The organism is Streptomyces sp. NPDC096324 (assembly GCF_044763015.1).
GTDB lineage: Bacteria > Actinomycetota > Actinomycetes > Streptomycetales > Streptomycetaceae > Streptomyces.
The window spans coordinates 167,585-188,049 of record NZ_JBIWFK010000015.1; the positions used below are offsets into that span (position 1 = coordinate 167,585).

The window sequence follows — 20,465 nt, forward strand, 5'->3', positions numbered from 1 at the left end:
GCGAGGTGGCGGCGCGGGGCCGCCGGGGCCGAAGCAGTCGATGAGCCGATGATGCTGCACCGGGGGTGGTCAGGCCGGGCGGTCGGCCAGGAGTGCGGCGGCCTCCTCGACGCCGATCCGGTCGCCGCGTACCGCGTCCAGGAGCGCGCGGACCTCCTCCTGGGACAGCGCGGGCCGCTTCGCCGCCGCACCGACGGCGGACGGCTGCTGGGACTGCGGCTGCGGCTGCTGGGACTGCGGCGGGCCGGCGGGCGCCGGGGCGGGGCCGGGGGTGTCGGGTGCGGCGGGGGCCGGGGCGCCCCGGGTGCGCGAGGCGATGTAGGCGGCCATCGCGGCGAGGCCGGGATGCTCGTGGACGGTGACGGGGCGTTCGCTCAGGCCGTAGGCGCGGTTGACGCCGGCGGTGAAGTCGGCGGCCAGGATGGAGTCGATGCCCAGTTCCGCGAAGGCGGCGCCGCCGTCGATCTCCCACGGGTCGCAGTGCAGGATCCGCGCCAGCTGGTGGCGCAGCACCTGCAGCACCGCCGCCGCGGCACCGGCGTCCTGGGCCGCGGGGACATCGTCCGCGCCGCGGCCCAGCGCGCTCAGATGGCGGGCCAGGAGGGCGGGGGTGGCGTACGTGTAGAGGTCCGCGCCGGCGATGCGGACACCGAAGTGCTGGTCGATGGCCGCGACGAACTCGATGGTGAGCAGGGAGTCCAGCCCCAGGACCGGGAAGGGCTGTTCGGGGTCGACCCGGTCGGGGTCGGCGTGCACGACACCGGCCAGCACGGCGGTGAGCTCGGCAAGAACGTCTCCGTGGCCGTCGGAGGATGCCCTCGGCTCGCTGGTCATCGTGTCTCCTTCGTGGATACCCCTGCCTTCAGGCAGGGGAGGAAGTGAAGCTCCTGCGGAGCAGGGAAAGCTGGTTCGCCGCCAGGGCGGACCGGCGTTCACCCCCAACCGCCCGCGCTCCGTTACAAACTGATGGAGTAGCGTGTGAGAGGTGAAGGCCACCCATGTGAAGCGGGCGTTCAAGTACCGCTTCCATCCGACCGATGCGCAGGCAGCGGAGCTGTCCCGCACGTTCGGCTGCGTGCGGAAGGTCTACAATCTCGCCCTCGCGGCGCGCACAGAAGCGTGGACGCGGTAGGAGCGGGTGAACTACAACCAGACGTCGGCCATGCTGACGGTCTGGAAGAAGACCGAGGAACTCGCGTACCTCAACGACGTCTCGTCCGTCCCGCTCCAACAGGCCCTGCGGCACCTCCAGACGGCGTTCACGAACTTCTTCGGCAAGCGCGCGATGTACCCGCGTTTCAAGTCGAGGAAGAAGTCGCGGAAGTCGGCGGAGTACACCACCAGCGCGTTCCGGTTCCGGGACGGGAAACTGACCCTGGCGAAAATGGCGGATCCGCTCGACATCGTGTGGTCGCGTCCACTCCCCGAGGGCGCGTCCCCGTCCACGGTGACCGTGTCCCAGGACGCGGCCGGACGCTGGTACGCGTCCCTGCTGTGCGAGGACCCGTCCGTGCAGCCGCTCCCCGCCACCGACGCGGCCATCGGCATCGATGTCGGGCTGGACCACCTGCTGACCCTCTCGACCGGCGAGAAGGTCGCCAACCCCCGGCACGAGCGGCGTGACCGCGCACGTCTCGCCAAGGCCCAGCGGGAGCTTGCCCGCAAGGCCGAGGGGGACGGAGCGAACCAGGCCAAGGCACGCCGGAAGGTCGCCAAGGTCTACGCCCGTATCACCGACCGCAGGCGTGACCACCTGCACAAGCTCACCACTCGGCTCGTTCGTGAGAATCAAACGATCGTGATCGAGGACCTCGCCGTTCGAAACATGATGAAGAACGGCAGCCTGGCCCGCGCTGTCAGCGATGCGGCCTGGTCGGAGTTCCGGAGCATGCTGGAGTACAAGGCTCAGTGGTACGGGCGCGAAGTGATCGCGATCGACCGCTGGTTCCCCTCTTCCAAGCTGTGCTCCGCCTGCGGCGCCTTGCAGGACAAGATGCCGCTGAACGTCCGCGTGTGGACGTGCGATTGCGGGGCGACCCATGACCGGGACATGAACGCGGCGAAGAACATCCTGGCCGTCGGGCTGACGGCGTCTGTCTGTGGAGCTGGTGTAAGACCTCAACGGAGTACTCCGGGCGGGCAGTCGGCGATGAAGCAGAAACACCCACGGCGCGAGCCGTAGGAATCCCCCTCCTTCAGGAGGGGGAGGAAGTCAACGACTCGTCCCTTCGTGGATACCCCGGCCCTCGGACCGGGACGGGCATGCCCCCGCACACGGGGGGGAGCGAAACTCCCGCGCGGCGGCGGGAGGTCCGCGCCGCCGGCGGCGGCGAAGCGGCCGGGCGGCTGCCGGCTGGCGGGCGGACGGCCGGTGTTACCGGCCGGGCGGCTGGTAACCGGACGGACGGCGGTTGCCGGGGTGATTACCGGCTGCCGGCGGTCTGGGGGCCGGCTGCCGGGTGGTGCGCGGCGCGGGCCGGGGCGGGCGGGTCCGGCGGGCTCTCGGGGGCGGCCATCAGGATCGAGTGCTGGAGCCGGCGCAGCCGCGGGGAGGGTTCCAGGCCCAGGTCGCGGCTGAGGGTGGTGCGCAGGTGGGTGTAGGCGTTGAGGGCCTCGCCGCGCCGCCCCGAGCGGTGCAGGGCGATCATGAACTGGGCGTGCAGGTTCTCGTGGTTGCGGTAACGGCTGGTCAGGACCGTGAGTTCGGCGAGGACTTCGCGGTGCCGGCCGAGCCGCAGGTCCGCCTCGATGCGCTGGTCCAGTGCGCACAGCCGGCCCTCCTCCAGGCGCCTGGCCTCCATGGTGAGCTGGGCGCCGGTCTGCACGTCCGCGAAGGCGGAGCCCGACCACAGGTCCAGGGCGGCGCCGAGGCTGCGGGAGGCGCCCTGGAAGTCGCCGGCGTCCATGGCCCGGTAGCCCAGTCCCGCCAGACGGTCGAACTCGCGGACGTCGCTGGTGCCGCCGCCGGCGGCGAGCAGATACCCGCCCGGCAGGGTGACCAGGACGTCCTTGGCGGTACGGCCCCCGGACCCGGATCCGGCACCGGGCCCGGGGGCGGTGCCGCGGGCCAGCGCCGCGCCGATGAGTTCGCGCAGCTGCAGCACGTAGGTCTGCAGGGTGGTGCGCGCGCTGCGCGGGGGCCGGGCCGACCACAGTTCCTCGATGAGCGAGGCGACCGGCACCACCCGGTCCGCGTGGACCGCCAGCAGCGCCAGCACCTGGCGGGGCTTGGGTGCCGTCGGGGCGACGGACACCCCGTTCTCCCGCACGTCCAGTGCACCTAATACGTCGATGTCCACGCCGTCTCCCCTGTCCCCGTGCGCTGCTGACACTCCAACATTAAAAAACAGCACAGACGGTATGTCAATACGAGACCGATCGTCCTGTTTTTAACAACTCTCCAGCAGAGGTGCAGCAACCTTCGAAGGCAGCCGTTCGCGGGACAACTCCCCCGCGATATCAGGCCTGTTCGTGTTCCGGCGGGCCGTCGTCCGGGCGGTGCGCGCCCGTGGGGGCGGGGACGCATACCCGGCAGAACCGGATCGATCTCCTTGCCGGCCATAGTCTCAAACAGACCGTCAGGTCTTCTCCTTGTGGTGGCCGGGGGGTCACCTCACCGCCGGCCGTGCGGCCCCTGGCGGTCATCGCCGCGCAGCCACCAGCGCGGGCCGCAGGCCGGCCGTGCCTGCGGCCGGCCGGGTGCCGGGCGGGCGCGCAGGGCCAGCAGGACGACGGCCAGCGCGGCCAGTTCCTCCTCGGTCGCGGTGCCGCGCTCCACGCGCAGGGCCGGCTCTCCGCGGTCCACGTCGCCCATGGCGCCTCCTCACGCAGGTGCCGCCACCCTCGGCCACACCGCTCAAGAAACGCTTTCGGACCACTGGACGGCACCCGCCCGGCACCCCGGGCCCACCGCACCGGCATCCCAGGTGCCCGGAGGATCCCGGCACCCCGGGCGTTCGGGCGACCCGGCGTACCGGTGCCCGGGCGGGACCCGGCGTACCGGTGCCCGGGCGTCCGGCAACCAGGCACCCCGGCGGCCCCGGCACCCCGGCACGGTCGGCCTGGCACGTCCGCATGCCCGGCACGGCCTGGCACGCCCGGTGACCCGTGCCCTGGCGCTCCTCGGCGCCCCCGGCGGCCGGGTGTTCGGGCGCCGGATGTCGGGCGCCGGATGTCGGGCGCCGGGCGTCGGACGTCGGGTGTCGGACGTCGGGTGTTCGGTTCAGGCGGTGCGTGCCCGTACCGCCTGCAGGGCGCGGGACAGGGCCAGCGCGGTCTCGGCGGCGCTGCCGAGACCGGTCATGACCACGGCCGGGACCCGGCCCGTGTGCCGGGCGGTGCGGCGGGCGAGGCCGTGGGCGGCGGGGCCGGCCGGTCCGGCCCCGCACACGGTCAGCCGCCCGGCGTCACCGGGCAGGTCCGCCAGGACGCCGGGCGGCGCCTGTCCGCCGGCCAGGGTGAGCGACACGATGCGCTCCGGCCCCCGGTGGGCGCGCAGGAACAGGTCGTAGGCGCCGGGGGTGACGCCGGGGACCGTGACCAGGCACACGAGATCCGCCCCGGCCCGCCCGGCCCGCAGCACCCTCAGCGCCGGGGACGGGCGCCCGGGCGGCGGCACGGTCATGACGGGCACCTGCGACGTGCCCAGCAGGGCCAGGGCGTCGGCGACGGTGGACCTCTCGTGCACCCGCTCGGGCAGGCTGCGCAGCAGGTGCAGACACTGCGCGAGGGTTTCGGCGGCGTCGGTGTCGGTGAACCTGGCCCGGTCGTAGAGGGCGTCCAGCACCAGGGCGTCCTGCGTGTCGTGGTGCGCGACGAGGGTGATGGGCACGGTCGTGACGCCGCCCGCGCTGTGCGGCGCGCCCGCCGTGACGGCCTGCGCCGCGAGTTCGGCCCGCAGGTTCGCCGGCAGTTCGGGATGGGTCTCGAAGCGGACGGTCGTCCCGGTCAGGGGGGAACGGGGGGCGCGTCCGCTCCACCGGCGGACCTGGCCGGCGCACACCCATGCGTAGGCGGTCAGGTCGAGCGCGGCGTCGCGGACCTGCACCAGCAGGTCCGCCAGCGGCGTGGCCCCGTCCACGGTGACCGTCATCGGCAGCGGGCCGCCCAGCAGTCCGGGGATGCCGGCCCCGCCCCGCAGCGCCATGTCGCGTCCCGACAGATGCACACCGAAGGCCACCGGCAGCGGCCCCGTCGCCCCGGCCGCCCGGTACAGCAGCAGGGCCCACGCCAGGTGCAGAGCGCTGCTCTCCCCCACACCCCGCCCCCCGGCCCAGGAACGCAGCCGGGCACTCTGCACCGGCCTGAGGACGCGCCGGATCCGGCCCGTCCCCCCGCCCGGACTGCCCGTCCCCCCGGCCTGGCTTCCTGTCTCCCCGGCCGGGCGGGGCGGTTCGCCCGGGCGGGCCGGGGTGAGGGCGGCGCCGGCCGGCGGTGCGGATGCCGCCCAGAACTCCCGGGCCGCGGCCGTGTCCTGACGGGTCAGCCAGTGGGCGTGGTCGCGGATGTCGGGGCGCCGGTCGGCGCCGGGCAGCACGCCGCCGGCGAGGTAGGAACGGTAGAACTGGCGCACCAGCAGCCGTACCCCGCGCTCGTCGAGCAGCGCCCGGTGGTAGGTCACCAGCAGCCGGACGGGCCCCCGCCCGGCCCCGGCCCCGGTGCTGGTGTCGGTGCTGGTGTCGGTAGCGGGGCCGGTGCGGGTGCGGCGCGCCGGGGGCGGTCCCTCGAACAGGGACACCCGCAGCAGAGGCGGCCGGTACAGATCGAAGCCGCGCTCGCGCTCGCGGCGCAGCAGCTCCTGCCAGCCGTCATCGGCGTGCCCGTGGTGGACGACCTCGACGGCCGCGCGCTCGTGCAGCACCAGGCGGGGGGCGCCGGCCCAGTCGAAGGACGCCCGCAGCACCGCCTCGCGCTCGGCCAGGGACTGCCAGGAGGCGATGAACCGGGTGAGGTCCAGCGGCCCCGTCCAGTCCCAGTGGAGCTGCTCCACGAAGCGGCCGGGGCCGCCCTGCTGACCGGCCGCCGCCGCGAGCAGCGCCCGCTGGTGCCCCCGCACCGGGACCGTGCCCGCGGCGGGCGGCGCCAGCAGGTCGGCCAGCAGGTCGTCGGTGAGCGGCGGCCCGGACCCCTCCGGACCGAGCAGACCGTCCGGGCCGAGCAGACCGTCCGGACCGAGCGGGCCGTCCGGGCCGTCCGGGCCGTCCGGGCCGTCCGGGCCGTCCGGGCCGTCCGGGCCGAGGATGTCCGGGCCGCGCGGGCTGAGCCGCAGGAGATACCGGCCCGCCCGCCCGGCCGGGCCCGGCACACCGTCCGGTACGCCGCCGGGCGGTGTGCCGTCCGGTGCGTGGTGCTGCGGCACACCGTCCGGTGCGTGGTGCTGGGGTGTGCCGTGTCCGGGTACGTCCAGTTCGACGTCGTAGGCCCGGTGGGATCTCGCGACGCGGGCGGCGACCGCCTCGGCATCCGTGCGGGTCGCTCCGCACAGTTCGAGGACGAGCGGCGACCGGTCGTGGGTGTCCTGCGGTTCGTGCACGACGGCCAGAACGGTGCCGTCGTACGAGTGATGACTCCTCATCGCCCCCGGGGACGGCGCCCAGCGTTGCCGCAGCAGCCCTGTCCACCACCCCCGCCTCCTTTTCGAATCGTTTCTGCACGGCCGGCCACAAGCCGTCGTCCCCCCACTGCCATCCCCCACTGCCATGTCTGCTCACCGCGGTCCGGAACCACGCCGTCCGGGGAAGTCCAGGACCCGCCCGCCGTGCGGCCGCTGCCCCGAGGACACCCGGCGCGGCGTCCCCGCGAGGGGCGGGGTGCGCGGCGCGCCCGGCTGCGGCGGCACGGCGTTCGGCGGGTGCGCCCGACCCGGGAGACGGGCCTCGCTGCCCGGGAGCTGCGCCTCGCCCGGAGGGTGGGCCTCGCCCGGGAGGTGCGCCTCGCCCGGAGGGTGGGTCTGGCTCGGGGGGTGGGCCTCGCCCGGGAGATGCGCTTGGCCCGGGTGGTGGGCCTCGCCCGGGGGGTGGGTCTGGCTCCGGTGGTGGGCCTGGCTCACCAGGTAGCGGCCGTCGACGAGATGGGTGGCGAAGGCCCACTGTCCGGCGCTGTCCCCGGCGAGGCGGGCGGTGCCGGCCGCGTCCCACGTGAAGCCGAAGGCCGAGAACCGGCGCCGCATGCCGTGCCCGAGTGCCTTGACGTACGCCTCTTTCAGCGTCCACAGGCGCAGGAACGCCTGTGTGCGTTCCTGTTCGGGCAGGGCCTCGAGCCGCCCGGTCTCCTCGGCGGTGCACACGTGTTCGCGCAGCGCCTCGAAGGAGACCCGGCGTCCGGCGGGCTCGGCGTCCACACCGAGCGGACCGGTGCGGCTGACGCCGACGACGATCAACTCGTCGGTGTGGGCGAGGCTGACCTGCAGGTCCGTACCCAGTCCGCGCAGCACGGGCCGCCCGCCGGGCAGGGTGGCGAGGTCGAGCCGGGCGGCGGGGACCTGCAGGACGGCGGCGGCCGTGTGCTTGAGCACCATCCGGGAGACCGCCAGGATCAGCCGTCCGGCCGGGGCCGGGTGCTGCCGGTAGCGCGGCCAGTCGCGGCCCAGCAGGGCGCGCAGGTCGGGGTCGAGCAGGGCCGGTGCCAGCCACTGGCCCCAGGTGGTGTGCACCACCGCCCGCCCCCCGCGCTCGACGTCCTCCTGGACCTGCTCCCACGGCCCGTCGGGCCCGGGCACATGACACGGCGCCGGCAACGGCGTCACCGGCACACGGCCATGCCCGCACCCATGCCCATGCCCGTGCTCGTGCTCGTGCTCGTGCGGTGCTGTGCTGCCGCTCACCACGGCAGCCTCGCCGCGTACAGGTCGCCGTCCGCGTTGCGCGCCGCGCGCCGGGCCAGTTCGTCCCACACGCCCGGCTGCGCGTCCGGCATACCGGCGGGCAGCGCAAGCCCGAGCCGCACGGTGATCCGCCCGAGCGCCAGCAGCACCCAGCCGGCACCGCCGAGGAAGGGCTCACGTGCGCGGGCGGCCGCCTCCCGCGCGGCCGTCGCCCGGTCGGCCAGCACCAGCAGGGCCTGACGGTCCGCCAGGGCCCGCACCGCCGGGTCGGCCAGGTCGTGCCCGTGCCCGGCGGTGACCGCCCACGCGCCGCGCAGCGCCCGCCGCTCGGCGGCCAGCCGACGGCCGATACGGGCGAGCGCGTCGGCATCGGCATCCATACGGGCGAGCGCGCCGGCACCCATGCCGGTGCCGGTGATGTCGGCGGCGGTGGGCTGCGGCGCTGCGGCCGGCGAACCGGCGCAGGCGGTGCCGGTGGTGGCGGTGCCGGTGGTGGTGGTGGTGGTGCCGGTGGTGGTGGCCGTGCCGGTGGCCGGTGGTGTCGCGGCAGCCGGTGGCCGGGCGGCGGCGGCATCCGGTGGCGGCGGGGCGGCGGACTGCGGGCCGGCGGTGCCGGGGGCCGCCGCGGTGCCGGGGTCCCCCGGAGTGCCGGGGGTGGCGTCGTGAGGCGGTGCCGGGGGCGGTGCGGTCTCGTGCCGGTCCGGGCCGCCCGTCGCGTTCAGCCGGCGCACGATGCGGGCCTGGGCGGCACCGGTGGCCGCCGGGCCGGCCCCGGCCAGCGCCCGGTCCCCCAGCGTCCTGGCCAGGGCGCGCCGTTCGACGGTGTGGCCGTCGAAACCGCACTCGTCCAGCACCAGTTCGAGATCTCCGAGCAGTTCGACGGCGAGCTGGGGCACGAGATACCCCACGACGGCGGCGAGCAGCTCGCCGTCACCGTCCCGCGCGTCGCACCGGTACGGGGCCGCTTCTCCGCCCCGGCCCGATGCGGGGCAGGCCCGCAGGGCCGCATCCGTCAGGCTCTGGCAGGCCAGCAGGTCGGCGAAGACGGTGGCCAGGACCGGCCGCCACTGCCGGGCCGCTGCCTCGTGGCGGCTCAGGCCCTCCACGATGCGGGTCACCCCGCGCAGAACGGCGCCGGTGGCCGCGAGCAGCGCCGCCGGACCGAGCAGGGCGGCCGCGGGATGCGGTACCGGGGCGCCCGCCAGCGGCCCGATGCTCCAGGCATGGGCGAGGGCGAGGTCCCGGCGAAAGAGCGGGCCAAGAGCACGGGCCAGCCGGTCGGCGCCCGGCAGGTCCCCGGGGCCGGGCAGGCCGGCCGGCGGAGCGGGCAGAGCGTCGTACCCGCCGGCCCACAACACGGCACGGCCATAGGGGTTGGCAGGATCACGGACATCACCGAGCAGCACCGCGAGCCGCGCCGCGTACTGCGCCACCCCGTCGGATACCTCGGCGGGCACCGCAGGCCGCACCACGCTCTCGCCCGCCGGGGCGGATGCCGTGTGCTGCGCCGCGCCGTCGGGTGCCGGGGCGGGTGCCGTGCCGTCGGATGCTTCGGCGGGTGCCGTGTGCCGCACCACGCTCTCGGGTGCCGGGGCGGATGCCGTGTGCCGTGCCGCGCCGTCGGGTGCCGGGGCGGGCACCATGCCGTCGGGTTCCGGGGCGGACATCGCATGCCGCACCACGCTCTCGCGCGCCGAGGCGGGTGCCGTGTGCCGCACCGCGCTCTCGGGTGCCGGGGCGGATGCCGTGTGCCGCGCCGCGCCGTCGGGTGCCGGGGCGGGTGCCGTGTGCGGTGTCTGGCTGTGGGGGGCCGGGGGCGCCGGGGGCCGCCCGGCCTGCCGGTGCGGGCGGGTGGGGGCCATCGCCGATCTCCTCGTCGTCGTGATGCCGGTCGCCGCGGGGCCGTCGCCGGGCGCCCTCATCGCAGCCGGCGCAGGGCACTCTCGGCGTGCCAGCGCGCCAGGGCCAACGTCTCCGTGCTGGTGCGCCCGAGCCACTCGCGCACCTGGCGGCGGGCGTCGACGGGCAGCGCGGAAGCTCCCGGCGCGGGCTCCACCGCGCTCTCGCGGAGCATCACCTGGTGCCGGTGGGCGACCCGCACCCCGCGGGCGTCGGGCTCCAGGGACCACTCCCCGTAGTACGCGGCGATGGGATCGGGCGTCACGCTCTGCCGGTGGACGATCCGCCCGGCGGCCGGGAAACACAGCCGCACGCCCTCGAAGACGGCGGTGTCCCCGGTGTCGGGATCGCTGGTGTGCACGACGGTCCTCTGCACACCGGGCCCCTCCTCGCCCACCTCCACACGTTCGACATGGGGAACCAGGTCGGCCCAGTCCCCGATGCGGTAGAGGAAGTCGTAGACGATCTCCGGGGAGCCGCAGACGTAGACACTGTCCTCGAAGGACAGCAGCAGCTCGTCCAGACGGTCCCAGCGCTCGGCCGCCACACGCACCGCCGCCACCTCCGCCCGCACCCGTGCTTCGAACACATCAAGCACCCCGGACACCCCGGACACGTCAGAGGCGTCAAGCACTCCGGGTGCATCAGGCGCTCTGGGCACCCCGGGCACGTCAGGCGCGTCGGCCAGGCCGGACGCCCCGGGTGCATCCGGTGTCCCGGGCGCGCCGGGCGGGCCGGACTCGACGGGCGCGCCGGGCACCTCGGGCGGGCCGGACAGGCCGGGCGCCCGGGGGGTGCCGGGCATCTCGGGTGCGCCGGGTGTGGTGGGCGGGCCGGGCGGTGGTCCGGATGGGGGCGGGCTTTGCTGATGCAGGGTCACCAGGCAGCGGCCGGGCCCGTCGGGTGACACGTTCCAGCTCCCGTACGTCGGCGCGCCGGGCGCAAGGGGGTCCCGGTGTTCGAACTCGATGCGGCGCAGGCCGGGGTGCAGTGCGCGGCGGGCGAGCACGGAACGCACCCGGCCCCCGCGCAGGTGCCACAGCCGCAGGCGGTCGCCCGCGGCATCGGCGTCGACGCGTTCGACGTGGACGTAGGCGGGCAGCAGGACGGGCCAGCGCGGGGCGTCGGCGAGCAGGCCGTAGACGACGCCGGCGGGGGCCGCGACCTCGACGGTGTGCCGGGCGCAGTGTTTCCGCTGCGACGACGACATGCGCGATCTCCTCCTCCCGGTGTGATCAACGCTGCACGGCCGCAGCCGAGCGGTGCTCGATTCCTGGTGGAGAGCGCCCCGGACGCGAGAACCGGGTGCAAGGGCCGGTGCAGGGGCCGGGGGTGGGGGCCGGGTGCGTCAGCCCGCGCGGGCCGCGGCCGCGGCGGCCGCGGGGCGGGCCGGGAGGGTGTCGGGGCCCGACATCAGGATGGAGCGCTGCAGTTTGGCCAGGGCGGGCGAGGGCTCCAGGCCCATGGCGCGCACCAGCATCGCGCGCAACCGCTGGTAGGCGTCCAGTGCCTCGCCGCGGCGCCCGGAACGGTAGAGGGCGAGCATGTACTGGCCGCACAGGCTCTCGTGCATGGGGTACTGGTTGATCAGCACGGTCAGCTCGGCCAGCAGCTCACGGTGACGGCCCAGACGCAGATCGGCCTCGACACGCTGGTCCAGCGCACACAGCCGGCTCTCCTCCAGCCGCTTGGCCTCGGTACGCAGCTGGGGACCGGTGTGGACATCGGCCAGCGCGGGACCGCTCCACAGCTCCAGGGCCTGGCGCAGCAGCCGGGCGGCCTGGGGATAGTCCTCGGCGTCCATGGCCCGGTACCCGCTGCCGGCGAGCCGCTCGAAGCGCCGTACGTCGCTGACACCCTCACCGCTCTTGAGCAGATAACCGCCGGGCACGGTCAGCAGCACGTCCTTGGCCTGCCGACGCCCCGCACCCCCACCCTGGCCCCGGCCCCGGTCCTCACCCCGGCCCCGGTCCCGGCCCCGGTCCCGGCTCCAGCCCTGGTCCCGGCCCGCACCCTCGCCCCGGTCCCGGCCCTCGCCCTGGTTCTGGCCCTGGTCCTCGTCCTGGTTCCGGCTCGGGCCGCCGCTGTCGAGGGCGGCGGAGATGAGTTCGCGCAGCTGCAGGATGTAGGTCTGCAAGGTGGCGCGGGCACTGCGCGGGGGCCCGGCCCCCCACAGCTCCTCGGCCAGCACCCCCACCGGGACGACCTGCCCGGCCCGCAGCGCCAGCAGGGCGAGCACCTGACGGGGCTTGGGAGCCGTGGGCGTGATGGACACGCCGTTGTACCGCACGGCGAGTGTGCCCAGTACATCGATGTCCACGCGCTCTCCCCCATTCACCGGCACCGGCACCGTCCGCGACGGTCCCCCGACACCCACAGTAAAAAACAGCACAAGCGGTATGTCAACGCTCGGGACGCCGTCCCCGCCCGGGGTGGACACAGACTCGAGGCAGCCGCAGGACACACGTGTCAACCAACAGAAAACAGAGCGAACCCCCCGGAGGGGCAGCAGAACAACGACATGAACCGGCCACCACCAGGACCCACGACCAGACCCTGAAGACGGTTTCCAGACGCCACGGACTCCCCCACCACCCGGCCACCCGGCCACCCCTACCGCCACCCGCCGCCGTCACAGCCCCGGAACACCCGCCGCCACCCGGCAACTCCCGCCCCCATCACGGGCCCGGAGCACACGTCGCGGACCCGGAGCGCCACCACCGCCGTCACCGGCCTGGGGCACGCCGCGGGCCGGGAAGCGCACCCGCGGTACCGCCGGCTTCCGCCCGTGCCGCCGGCACCCGTCACCCTCGCCGGCATCAGCCGGCTTCCGTCAGCTCCCGACCCCGCCGGCGCGCGGCCCGGGACACGCTGCCGCGCAGCCCGGGCCGGTACCCGACCCCCGCCGACACCCGACCCGTCACCCCCCGCCCCCGCCGCTATCACCGACACCGACACCGACGCGAGGCAACACCTGTTCAAGGCAAACCCGTCGGCCCCCAGCCCCAACCCTGTCGGCATCACCGGCGCGGGGCGGCACCCACCCATGACACCGGCATCAGCGGGCATCAGTCGACGTCACCGGCATCGGCCGACGTCCGTCAACCGTGCGCGAACTCCGCCCGCCGACTCCTGGAGCGACCCGTCGAGAACAGGCTCTGGCTGTCGGGTCACGTCGAAGAGGGCGTCTCGTCCACAAACCGAGGGGATCGGCAGCAAATGCCATGGCGATGCCCCCTACAGGGCTGGTAGCAATTGACGATGCCGACTGAAGCCCTTGACCCCATCGAACGTCTCTTGGCCGAGCGGGCTTGCGAGCGTCTGATCGTCGAGTTCGTGCGCCGCCTCGACCTGGGAGATCCGGGCAGCGTCGCGGACCTCTTCACGCCTGACGGGGTGTGGGAGTGGCCTCACGGCGACCGCAGGGTGGAGGGGCGTGAGGCGCTCCGCAGCTACTTCGGTTCGCGTCCCAAGGACCGGCTGTCACGACGCATGTCGACGAACATCCTGGTCACGGTGAGTTCCGCGTCGGCGGCCACCGCCACCTCCTACTTCGCCACTTACCGGGTCGACGGCTATACCGACGGCATGGTGCCCCCGACGCTCCCCGCGAACGTGGGCCACTACGAGGACACGTTCCGAAAGGTCGAGGACACCTGGTTCCTGGCCAACCGGGTCACGCTCCTGCCGTTCGGCGGAGAGACGGTGCGTCTCAGCCACCCCAACCAGTCATGACTGTGGGACCCGACCCGGCCATGTCCGTCCGGCGCCATCGCGCCGGCCCCGCGACTTCACCACGAACCCACAAATCCGACGTCGCGAAGCACGGCGACAGACCCTCGGGTTCCTGCCGAGAACCCTTCAGTTTTCACGAACTCGCGGACCTCTCCCGGTCCCCGTAAGCCCCCCTCCGCCGGCACGGGGACCGCGGGGCGACACCGGACGGCCTCCGCCGGCGCGGGGCGGGGCGGGGTTGGATGGCCCTCCTCGTCCACAGCGGTGTCCCGTACGACCCGGGCTTCGCCTGGAGGGGCGGGGCGCCGGGTGTCCCTCACCCGGTGGCTTCGCCGGCGGTCCGCGGCGCGCCCGCCGTGCCGGTGCCGGCCGGCTCGACGCGGACCTGCTGCGGGGATGCGGCCAGCAGGGGCAGCAGGAAGGTCCAAAAGCGTGCGGTCCGCTCCAGCGAGACCCACTCGAGGTCCCAGCCGCTCAGCGTCTCGAAGCCGACGGTCGCGGCGACGACGGCCGCGGCGGCGTCCTCGGGCGAGACCCCGCCGGCCAGTTCCCCTTCCTCCCCGGCCTGGACGATGAGGTCCCGCACCCACTCGCACCACCACCGCACCAGCCCCCCGGACCCGGCCTCCTGCCCGCCCTTGAGGGAGGGGTCGTGGCTCAGCTTGAAGCCCGCCCTGACCACCGGGTCACCGGCCACCGCCGCGAGCAGCCGGCAGGTCGCGTCGACGAGGGACTGCAGCAGCGTGTCCGCCGCGCCGCGGCAGCCCGCCGCCATCTTCCCCACCACATCGGCCGCGGCCCCCTCCACCTCCCGCGCCAGCGCCTCCTTGCTGGCGAAGTGGAAATGCAGCGCACCGGTGCTCACCCCGGCCCGCCTGCTGACCGCGGGCAGGCTGGCCAGCGCATAACCGTTGTCGGCGAAGACCTCGGCCGCGGCAACGATGAGGGCCTCACGCGTACGAGCCGCCCGCGCCTGCTTGACCATGTGCACCCTCCCTGCCGACCAACCCATTCCCAAGACCACTTTATCAAACCGCATGTCTGGTTGGTTATTGCTCTACGGAACAGCACCCCCGGAAAAGCCCCGCCGTCAGAACCCAGGAGTCCCCTGTTCACCGGGGGGCGCCCGGACAGAACCACCGCCCCGCCGCCCACCGGGAACCGGCCGACCGGTCGGTTAAAGGCCTGTCGTGGCCACCCGCCCGCGGGGAAACCCGCACGGGAACGAGGGCGGCCACGCAACACGCCGCCGGCAGCCGCACCGGCCCGGCACCGGACCCTCAGGAGAAACCTTCCGCCAGGTTTGATTGCCCGCCCGGCAGACACGGGAACGGACCCCTCGCCCGCCCCCGGCACGGACACGCGACCCGCCCCGGCACCCGGCCGCACGGCCCGGCACCCGGCACCCGGGGTACGAGCTCGGGCACCCGGGGCACGAGTTCGGGCCGGCGCCCCGGGAGCGCGCCGGGTCAGCCGGCCGCCGGCTGGGGCTCCGGCCGGGACTGAGACCCGGGCCGGGACTGGGGCTCGGGCCGGGGCTGAGACTGGGCCTCGGGCCGGGGCTCGGGCTGGGGCTGGGGCTGGGGCTGGGCTGCCTGGCGTCCGGCCTCCTCGATGACGCGCAGGCCCCGGTCCGGCGCGATGTCCAGGCTGACCAGGGCGGCCGGGGTGGCGATCGCCGGAAGGACGTAGCGGAAGAGCGTGGAGGCCCGCTCGGGCAGATCGGCCCAGTCGGCGTAGGCCTCCGACAGGTACTGCATGCCCAGCCAGGCACCCAGGACGAACTCCGCCGTCTCACGCGGGTCGATGTGCCGCAGCACCTCGCCCTGCTCCTTGGCCTCCGTGACCTTCGCCGTCACCAGCTCGGTCCACGCCGGCCAGGCACTGCCGAACAGCTCCCGCCCCTGCACGTCGGCCGAGAGCCGGATACCGGCCATCAGCACCACGTCCCGGGGAATCCGGTGGGCCAGCGTCATGCAGATGTCCACCAGCTCCTGGAGCTTCAGCTCCCGCGGCACCCAGTAGTCGGCCGTGATCTGCGCATCGATCACCCCGCGCGCCAGGGCCTCCTTGGAACCGAAATGAAAATAGAGAGCGCCCTTGGTGACATCCGCACGCTCGAGGATCTCCGCGATGGTCGCCGCCGCGTAACCACGCTCGGCGAAAACCGCCGCCGCCGCCTCCACAACAGCGCGCCGGGTCCGAACCGCACGCTCCTGCTGCGCCATGGGACCCTCCACGCTCACGTAAACAAAACCGAACGTGAGGTACCTTACCCCACCGTCAGGTTCCTACCCCCGGCGGCACACGCCAATCCGGCACGACCACCCACCCACGAGACCACCCGCCCACCACCGGCACACACACCCCGCGAGAGCACCCGCCACACCACCATCACCCCGCCGCCGCCCCGCCGTCACCGAACCCGCCGTCACCACCCCGCCGCCGACACCGAGTCGCCCCCCCACCCGCCGCCCCGGCGCCGCCCTCCGCCTCACCACCGTCACCACTGTCACCACTGTCACCACCCAGGCGGCGCCGAGTCGCCCCCGGCGCCGCCCGCCTGCCCGCCGTCACCACCGAGCCGCCGTCACCTCCCCCGCGCCTTCGCCGAGTCGTCCCCTGCGGCGGGGCGGTCACCGCTGTCACCGCTGTCACCGCTGTCACCGTCGTGCCGGTGTCTGCCGGGCGGTCACCAGGCGGTGCGTCCTCCGTCCACCGCGAGCGTCGCCCCCGTCACGAAACTCGCCTGCCCGCTGCACAGCCACGCCGCCGCCCGCGCCACCTCCTCGGGTTCCGCGGCCCGCCGCGCCGGCGCCGAACCCAGCGCACGCCCGCTCAGCTCCGGCACCTGCAGCCACTGACCGGTCATCTCCGAGCGGGTGAGCCCCGGCGCGATCGCGTTGACCCGTATACCGGAGCCCGCGTACTCCACGGCCGCCGCCTTGGTCAGACCGATCACCGCATGCTTGGAGGCGATGTACGGCGCGCCCGTCGCGGAGGCGACCAGACCCCCCACACTGCTGGTGTTCACGATCGCCCCGCCGCCGCCCGCCAGCATCGCGGCGATCTCATGACGCATGCAGTTCCACACCCCGCGCACATTGGTGTCCATCACCCTGTCGTACGCGTCGTCCCCCAGCAGATGCAGCGGCGACCTCTCCAGCCCCACACCGGCATTGTTGAACGCCGCATCCAGGCGCCCGTGCCGCTCCAGGACGTACTCCACCAACCGCTCCACCTGATCCCCGCACCGCACATCCGCCACCCGCCAGCTCGCCCGCCCACCCGCCTTCTCCACCTCCCCCGCCAGCTCCCGCAGCCGCTCCCCGCGCCGCGCCGCCAGAACCACCACCGCACCCTGCGCCGCGAACACCCGCGCCGCACCCGCACCGATCCCACTGCTCGCACCCGTGATCAGCGCCACCTTCCCCGCCAACGGCAGCCCACCACCACCCCCGACCCCGGCCCCGACCCCGTCCCCGGTCCCGCTCACAGCCCGCCCCCCACACCCGCGAACACACCCACACCCACACCCGCACCCGCACCCGCACCCGCACCGGCGCAGGCGCCGGCGCCGGCGCTCATTCCGGTGCCGGTGCCGGCCAGTGCCCGGCCCGGTCCCGGCCACACCGCATCCCGCGCCGCCTCACCGTCCAGGACGCGCACCAGCGCCTCGTCGATCTCCCCCAGACCCCCCACCAGATGCCGCACCCCCGCCTCCCGCATCGCCTCCCGCTGGAAACCGCGGGGGAAAGTACTCGGATGCCCGATGAACGGCACCCGCGCCACCCGCGCCTGCGCGGCGAACCGCGCCACGTCATCGATGAACAGCACCTGCGAGCGCCCCAGCCCGAAACACCCCCGCACGATCTCCCCGATCCCCGGCCTAAAACCGTCCGTGCACACATAACCCGGCCCCGCGAAAAGCTGCCGCCACGCCCCCAGATACCGCTCGAAATGACGCTCCCCCAGCCCCCCGTAACACACCACCTCCAGCCCCAGACCCCGCAACCGCCCCACCAGCTCCACAGCCCCCGGCGTCAACGACACCGGATGCTCCCGCAGATACCGCTCACGCTCCGCGAAATACACCCCCGTCATCCACCCCACACCCGCCGACGACCCGATCGCCCGGGCCAGCACCCCCGCAGCAACCCGCCGTGGCTGCGACAGCACCGCCGACTCCAACTCCCTGCTGTACGCAACCCCATGCGCCGCAAGCACCCGATAAATCACCGGACTGAACGAGTCCTCCAACAACACACCGTCCAGATTCACCGCAGCCACCCTCAACACGCCCAGAGCACCAGACATCAAGCCCTCCCCCTTCACAGAACCCACGACACAACCCCGCACCACAAAACCCGGAAACGGGACCACGCCACAGCAGCCAAAAACCAACCGTGCAACACAAACATGCACAGAGCCGTGCAGCAGAACCGGAAACGGGACCACACGGCAGAACCAGAACGAAACCGCACCGAACAACCGAAGACCGGAACCACAGAACAGAACCGAACCGAACCGGGAGTGCAACCGCACCAACCCCGCCACAGCAGCCGAACCCGCAACCGCAGCCACCCCACGCCGGCCGAAGACCCGGGCCGCGTCACAACGCTCCAAAGCCCCGCCGCGTCACAGCAGTCGACGACAAAACCGCGAAACACAACCGACAGCGGAGCCGCGCCACAACAGCCGAAGACAAAACCGCAGGACAGGACCGCGAGTGCAACCGCGCCACAGAGCCGAAAGTGCAACCGGACAGCACCGAAGACGAGGCCGCACCACAACAGTCGAGAGTGGAACCGCAGAACAGGAACGAGGGTGCAACCGCACCACAGGAACGAGGACGGGCCGTGGAACAGAAGCGAGAGCAAGCCTGCGGAACAGCGAGGGCGGAGCCGTGGAACAGAAGCGAGAGCGGGGCCGTGGAACAGAAGCGAGAGCGGGGCCGTGGAACAGGGGCGAGGGCGGGGCCGCCGCCCGCACCGACGGCTCCCCCTCCCCCAGGCATCCCCCCACGCATCCCCCGATGCCCACCCCACACCCAACCAAAGAAAACCGTCAAGCAGGTTTCCACTCGGCGTATCCCCCGGGCCGAGTGGGACTTTTCGCCGCCGCACCGCGAAAACGGAGGCAGTTATTCACGTTTCCACCATGAACTTGGTAAAGTCTTTACCTAAAGCTTCCGGGCAACAAAACCGGTAGGTCCGTATCTTATGGAGTCGTCGGACGCGCCTACAAGACGCGGCATCAAGACGGGGGGCAGACCATGAACCTGATCACCACCCACAACGGCCCGGGAACACACGGATTACCCCGCCTGACCACCACGGTCCCCAAGGAGTACGTGCACCGCACCGGCCTCGCCGAGGTCTTCCTGACCTCCTGCACCGCCCGCGGCCCCCTCACCTACACCCTCACCGGCCAATGGCCCCGCGCCCACCCCTACTTCACCACCCCCGACGGCAGGGCCCACGACCCCATCCAGGTCGCCGAAACCCTCCGCCAGGCCGGCATGCTCCTCGCCCACACCCACCTCGACGTCCCCCTCGGCCACCACTTCATCCTCTGGTCCCTCAGCCACACCACCACCCACCCCCACGCCCTCGACATCGGCCCCACCCCCACCGACTTCACCATCCACGCCCACTGCACCCACCTCACCCAACGCCGCCACACCATCAACCGCGCCACCCTCCACATGACCATCCACCGCAACAACACCCCCATCGCCCACGGCACCGCCACCTTCTCCACCACCACCCCCACCACCTACACCCGCCTCCGCCACACCACACACACAACAACCACCACCAGCACTGACAGCACCGGCACCAGCACAGGCGCCGGCACAGGCGGAACAGCAAGCACGGGCGGAACGGTGGGCACAGGCGGAGTGTCAGGAACCGGCAGCGCGGCGGGTACGAGCGGCACCGGCGGAACGGGCGGCATGTCAGACACAGGCGGCACGGCAGCCGGCACAACCGGCACGGGCGTCACGGCAAGTACGGGCGGCACAGGTGGAGTCTCAGGAACGGGCGGAGTCTCAGGCACGGGCAGCACCGCAGGTACGAGCAGCACGGGCGGAACATCAGGCAAACGCAGCACACCAGGCACAGGCGCGGCAGTCGGCGCAGGCGGCACGGCACGCATGACAGCCCGCACCACCGCGCCAATCGGCACAGCCGGCATCAGCGCCATAGACACGGGCGGAACGGACGGCATCACGAGCACAGACGGCACTCCCGGCACCAGCACGGCCGCCGCGTCAGGAACCCCCCACCGTCAGCCCATGCCCCCCGCCACCGTCAACCGCCTCACCCCCAACGACGTCGTCCTCACCCCCACCGACCACCCCCACACCTGGCTCCTCACCCCCAACCTCAACCACCCCACCCTCTTCGACCACACCAACGACCACATCCCCGGCATGGTCCTCCTCGAAGCCGCCCGCCAAGCCACCTACAACGCCACCCACAACCCCAACAACGGCACCAACACCCCCCACCACACCACCACAACCAGCACCACCACCTTCCACCGCTACACCGAACTCCACCAACCCACCCACATCCACATCACCCGCATCACACCCGACAACAACACCACAACCACCATCGAAATCACCGGCACCCAAAACAACCAAACCACCTTCACCACCACCACAACCCTCACCCACCACCACCCACAAACCAACAACTACTGACCTTGTCGGATTAGCTTCGGGGATTGAGGGTCAGGCCGGTCTCGGTGAGACAGCCGTCGATGAGTTCAGGATGGCGCTGGATGTGGGCGAGGCCTCGGCGGAGGGTCCGGGTGAGGTGGTCGGGGTCGGTGAAGGCGGTGTTGGCCATCCATCCGCGCCGCAGCAGGGACCAGACGCCTTCCACGGGGTTCAGGTCCGGGCTGTAGGAGGGGAGTTGGACGATGGTGAGCCATTCGTGGTCGTCCGCGTACTTCTTCACGAACGGCCCCCGGTCGGAAGGATCGGGTGCCGCTCCGT

At 73.3% G+C, this 20,465-nt stretch carries 14 protein-coding genes and 2 pseudogenes; 3 read left to right on the forward strand and 13 right to left on the reverse strand.

Annotation, left to right across the window (positions count from 1 at the left end; all coding sequences use genetic code 11):
• Positions 1–69 precede the first annotated feature (69 nt).
• The gene (locus ACIQ7M_RS33655) at positions 70–834 is read right to left on the reverse strand and encodes a phosphopantetheine-binding protein (RefSeq protein ID WP_403651347.1); all 765 of its coding nucleotides are present in this window, start codon (positions 832–834) and stop codon (positions 70–72) included.
• A 151-nt stretch (positions 835–985) separates the two neighbouring features.
• Between ACIQ7M_RS33655 and ACIQ7M_RS33660 the strand changes: the two are divergent.
• Positions 986–2,182 (forward strand): annotated as a pseudogene (locus tag ACIQ7M_RS33660) (RNA-guided endonuclease InsQ/TnpB family protein).
• Between the two features lie 241 nt (positions 2,183–2,423).
• Here the strand turns inward: ACIQ7M_RS33660 and ACIQ7M_RS33665 are convergent.
• The 7 genes from ACIQ7M_RS33665 to ACIQ7M_RS33695 form a co-directional block, all read right to left on the reverse strand.
• Positions 2,424–3,299 (reverse strand): BTAD domain-containing putative transcriptional regulator, encoded by an 876-nt coding sequence (locus tag ACIQ7M_RS33665; protein WP_403651407.1) that lies wholly within the window; start codon positions 3,297–3,299, stop codon positions 2,424–2,426.
• A gap of 314 nt (positions 3,300–3,613) precedes the next feature.
• Entirely contained in the window at positions 3,614–3,814 is a 201-nt protein-coding gene (locus ACIQ7M_RS33670) for an acyl-CoA carboxylase epsilon subunit (protein ID WP_403651349.1), read from the reverse strand.
• Between the two features lie 408 nt (positions 3,815–4,222).
• Positions 4,223–6,574: a condensation domain-containing protein gene (locus tag ACIQ7M_RS33675; protein WP_403651351.1), complete on the reverse strand. Its 2,352-nt coding sequence runs from the start codon at positions 6,572–6,574 to the stop codon at positions 4,223–4,225.
• Positions 6,575–6,706: 132 nt separating this feature from the next.
• Positions 6,707–7,717, reverse strand: coding sequence for a 4'-phosphopantetheinyl transferase superfamily protein (locus tag ACIQ7M_RS33680; protein WP_403651353.1), 1,011 nt, complete (start codon positions 7,715–7,717; stop codon positions 6,707–6,709).
• A 101-nt stretch (positions 7,718–7,818) separates the two neighbouring features.
• Positions 7,819–9,684 (reverse strand): hypothetical protein, encoded by a 1,866-nt coding sequence (locus ACIQ7M_RS33685; RefSeq protein WP_403651355.1) that lies wholly within the window; start codon positions 9,682–9,684, stop codon positions 7,819–7,821.
• A 56-nt stretch (positions 9,685–9,740) separates the two neighbouring features.
• Positions 9,741–10,931, reverse strand: coding sequence for an SRPBCC family protein (locus ACIQ7M_RS33690; protein WP_403651357.1), 1,191 nt, complete (start codon positions 10,929–10,931; stop codon positions 9,741–9,743).
• 138 nt (positions 10,932–11,069) lie between these two features.
• The gene (locus tag ACIQ7M_RS33695; RefSeq protein WP_403651359.1) at positions 11,070–12,041 is read right to left on the reverse strand and encodes a BTAD domain-containing putative transcriptional regulator; all 972 of its coding nucleotides are present in this window, start codon (positions 12,039–12,041) and stop codon (positions 11,070–11,072) included.
• A 941-nt stretch (positions 12,042–12,982) separates the two neighbouring features.
• On the opposite strand from ACIQ7M_RS33695, the gene ACIQ7M_RS33700 reads away from it, so the two are divergent.
• Positions 12,983–13,456, forward strand: coding sequence for a nuclear transport factor 2 family protein (locus ACIQ7M_RS33700; RefSeq protein WP_403651361.1), 474 nt, complete (start codon positions 12,983–12,985; stop codon positions 13,454–13,456).
• 316 nt (positions 13,457–13,772) lie between these two features.
• Here the strand turns inward: ACIQ7M_RS33700 and ACIQ7M_RS33705 are convergent, their stop codons facing one another.
• From ACIQ7M_RS33705 to ACIQ7M_RS33720, 4 genes are all read right to left on the reverse strand, one after another.
• Positions 13,773–14,441 (reverse strand): ScbR family autoregulator-binding transcription factor, encoded by a 669-nt coding sequence (locus ACIQ7M_RS33705; protein WP_403651363.1) that lies wholly within the window; start codon positions 14,439–14,441, stop codon positions 13,773–13,775.
• 484 nt (positions 14,442–14,925) lie between these two features.
• Complete coding sequence (locus ACIQ7M_RS33710; protein WP_403651365.1) at positions 14,926–15,684, reverse strand: ScbR family autoregulator-binding transcription factor; 759 nt, start codon at positions 15,682–15,684, stop codon at positions 14,926–14,928.
• 464 nt (positions 15,685–16,148) lie between these two features.
• On the reverse strand, positions 16,149–16,952 hold the full coding sequence (locus ACIQ7M_RS33715) for an SDR family NAD(P)-dependent oxidoreductase (protein WP_403651367.1): 804 nt from the start codon (positions 16,950–16,952) through the stop codon (positions 16,149–16,151).
• Positions 16,949–17,773, reverse strand: a complete 825-nt coding sequence (locus tag ACIQ7M_RS33720) for an HAD family phosphatase (RefSeq protein ID WP_403651369.1) — start codon at positions 17,771–17,773, stop codon at positions 16,949–16,951. Before ACIQ7M_RS33720 ends, ACIQ7M_RS33715 begins: the two co-directional genes overlap by 4 nt.
• Positions 17,774–18,731: 958 nt before the next feature.
• On the opposite strand from ACIQ7M_RS33720, the gene ACIQ7M_RS33725 reads away from it, so the two are divergent.
• On the forward strand, positions 18,732–20,168 hold the full coding sequence (locus tag ACIQ7M_RS33725) for an AfsA-related hotdog domain-containing protein (protein ID WP_403651371.1): 1,437 nt from the start codon (positions 18,732–18,734) through the stop codon (positions 20,166–20,168).
• Between the two features lie 10 nt (positions 20,169–20,178).
• Here the strand turns inward: ACIQ7M_RS33725 and ACIQ7M_RS33730 are convergent.
• Positions 20,179–20,406, reverse strand: a pseudogene (locus ACIQ7M_RS33730) (transposase); the annotation flags it as partial.
• Positions 20,407–20,465: the final 59 nt, after the last annotated feature.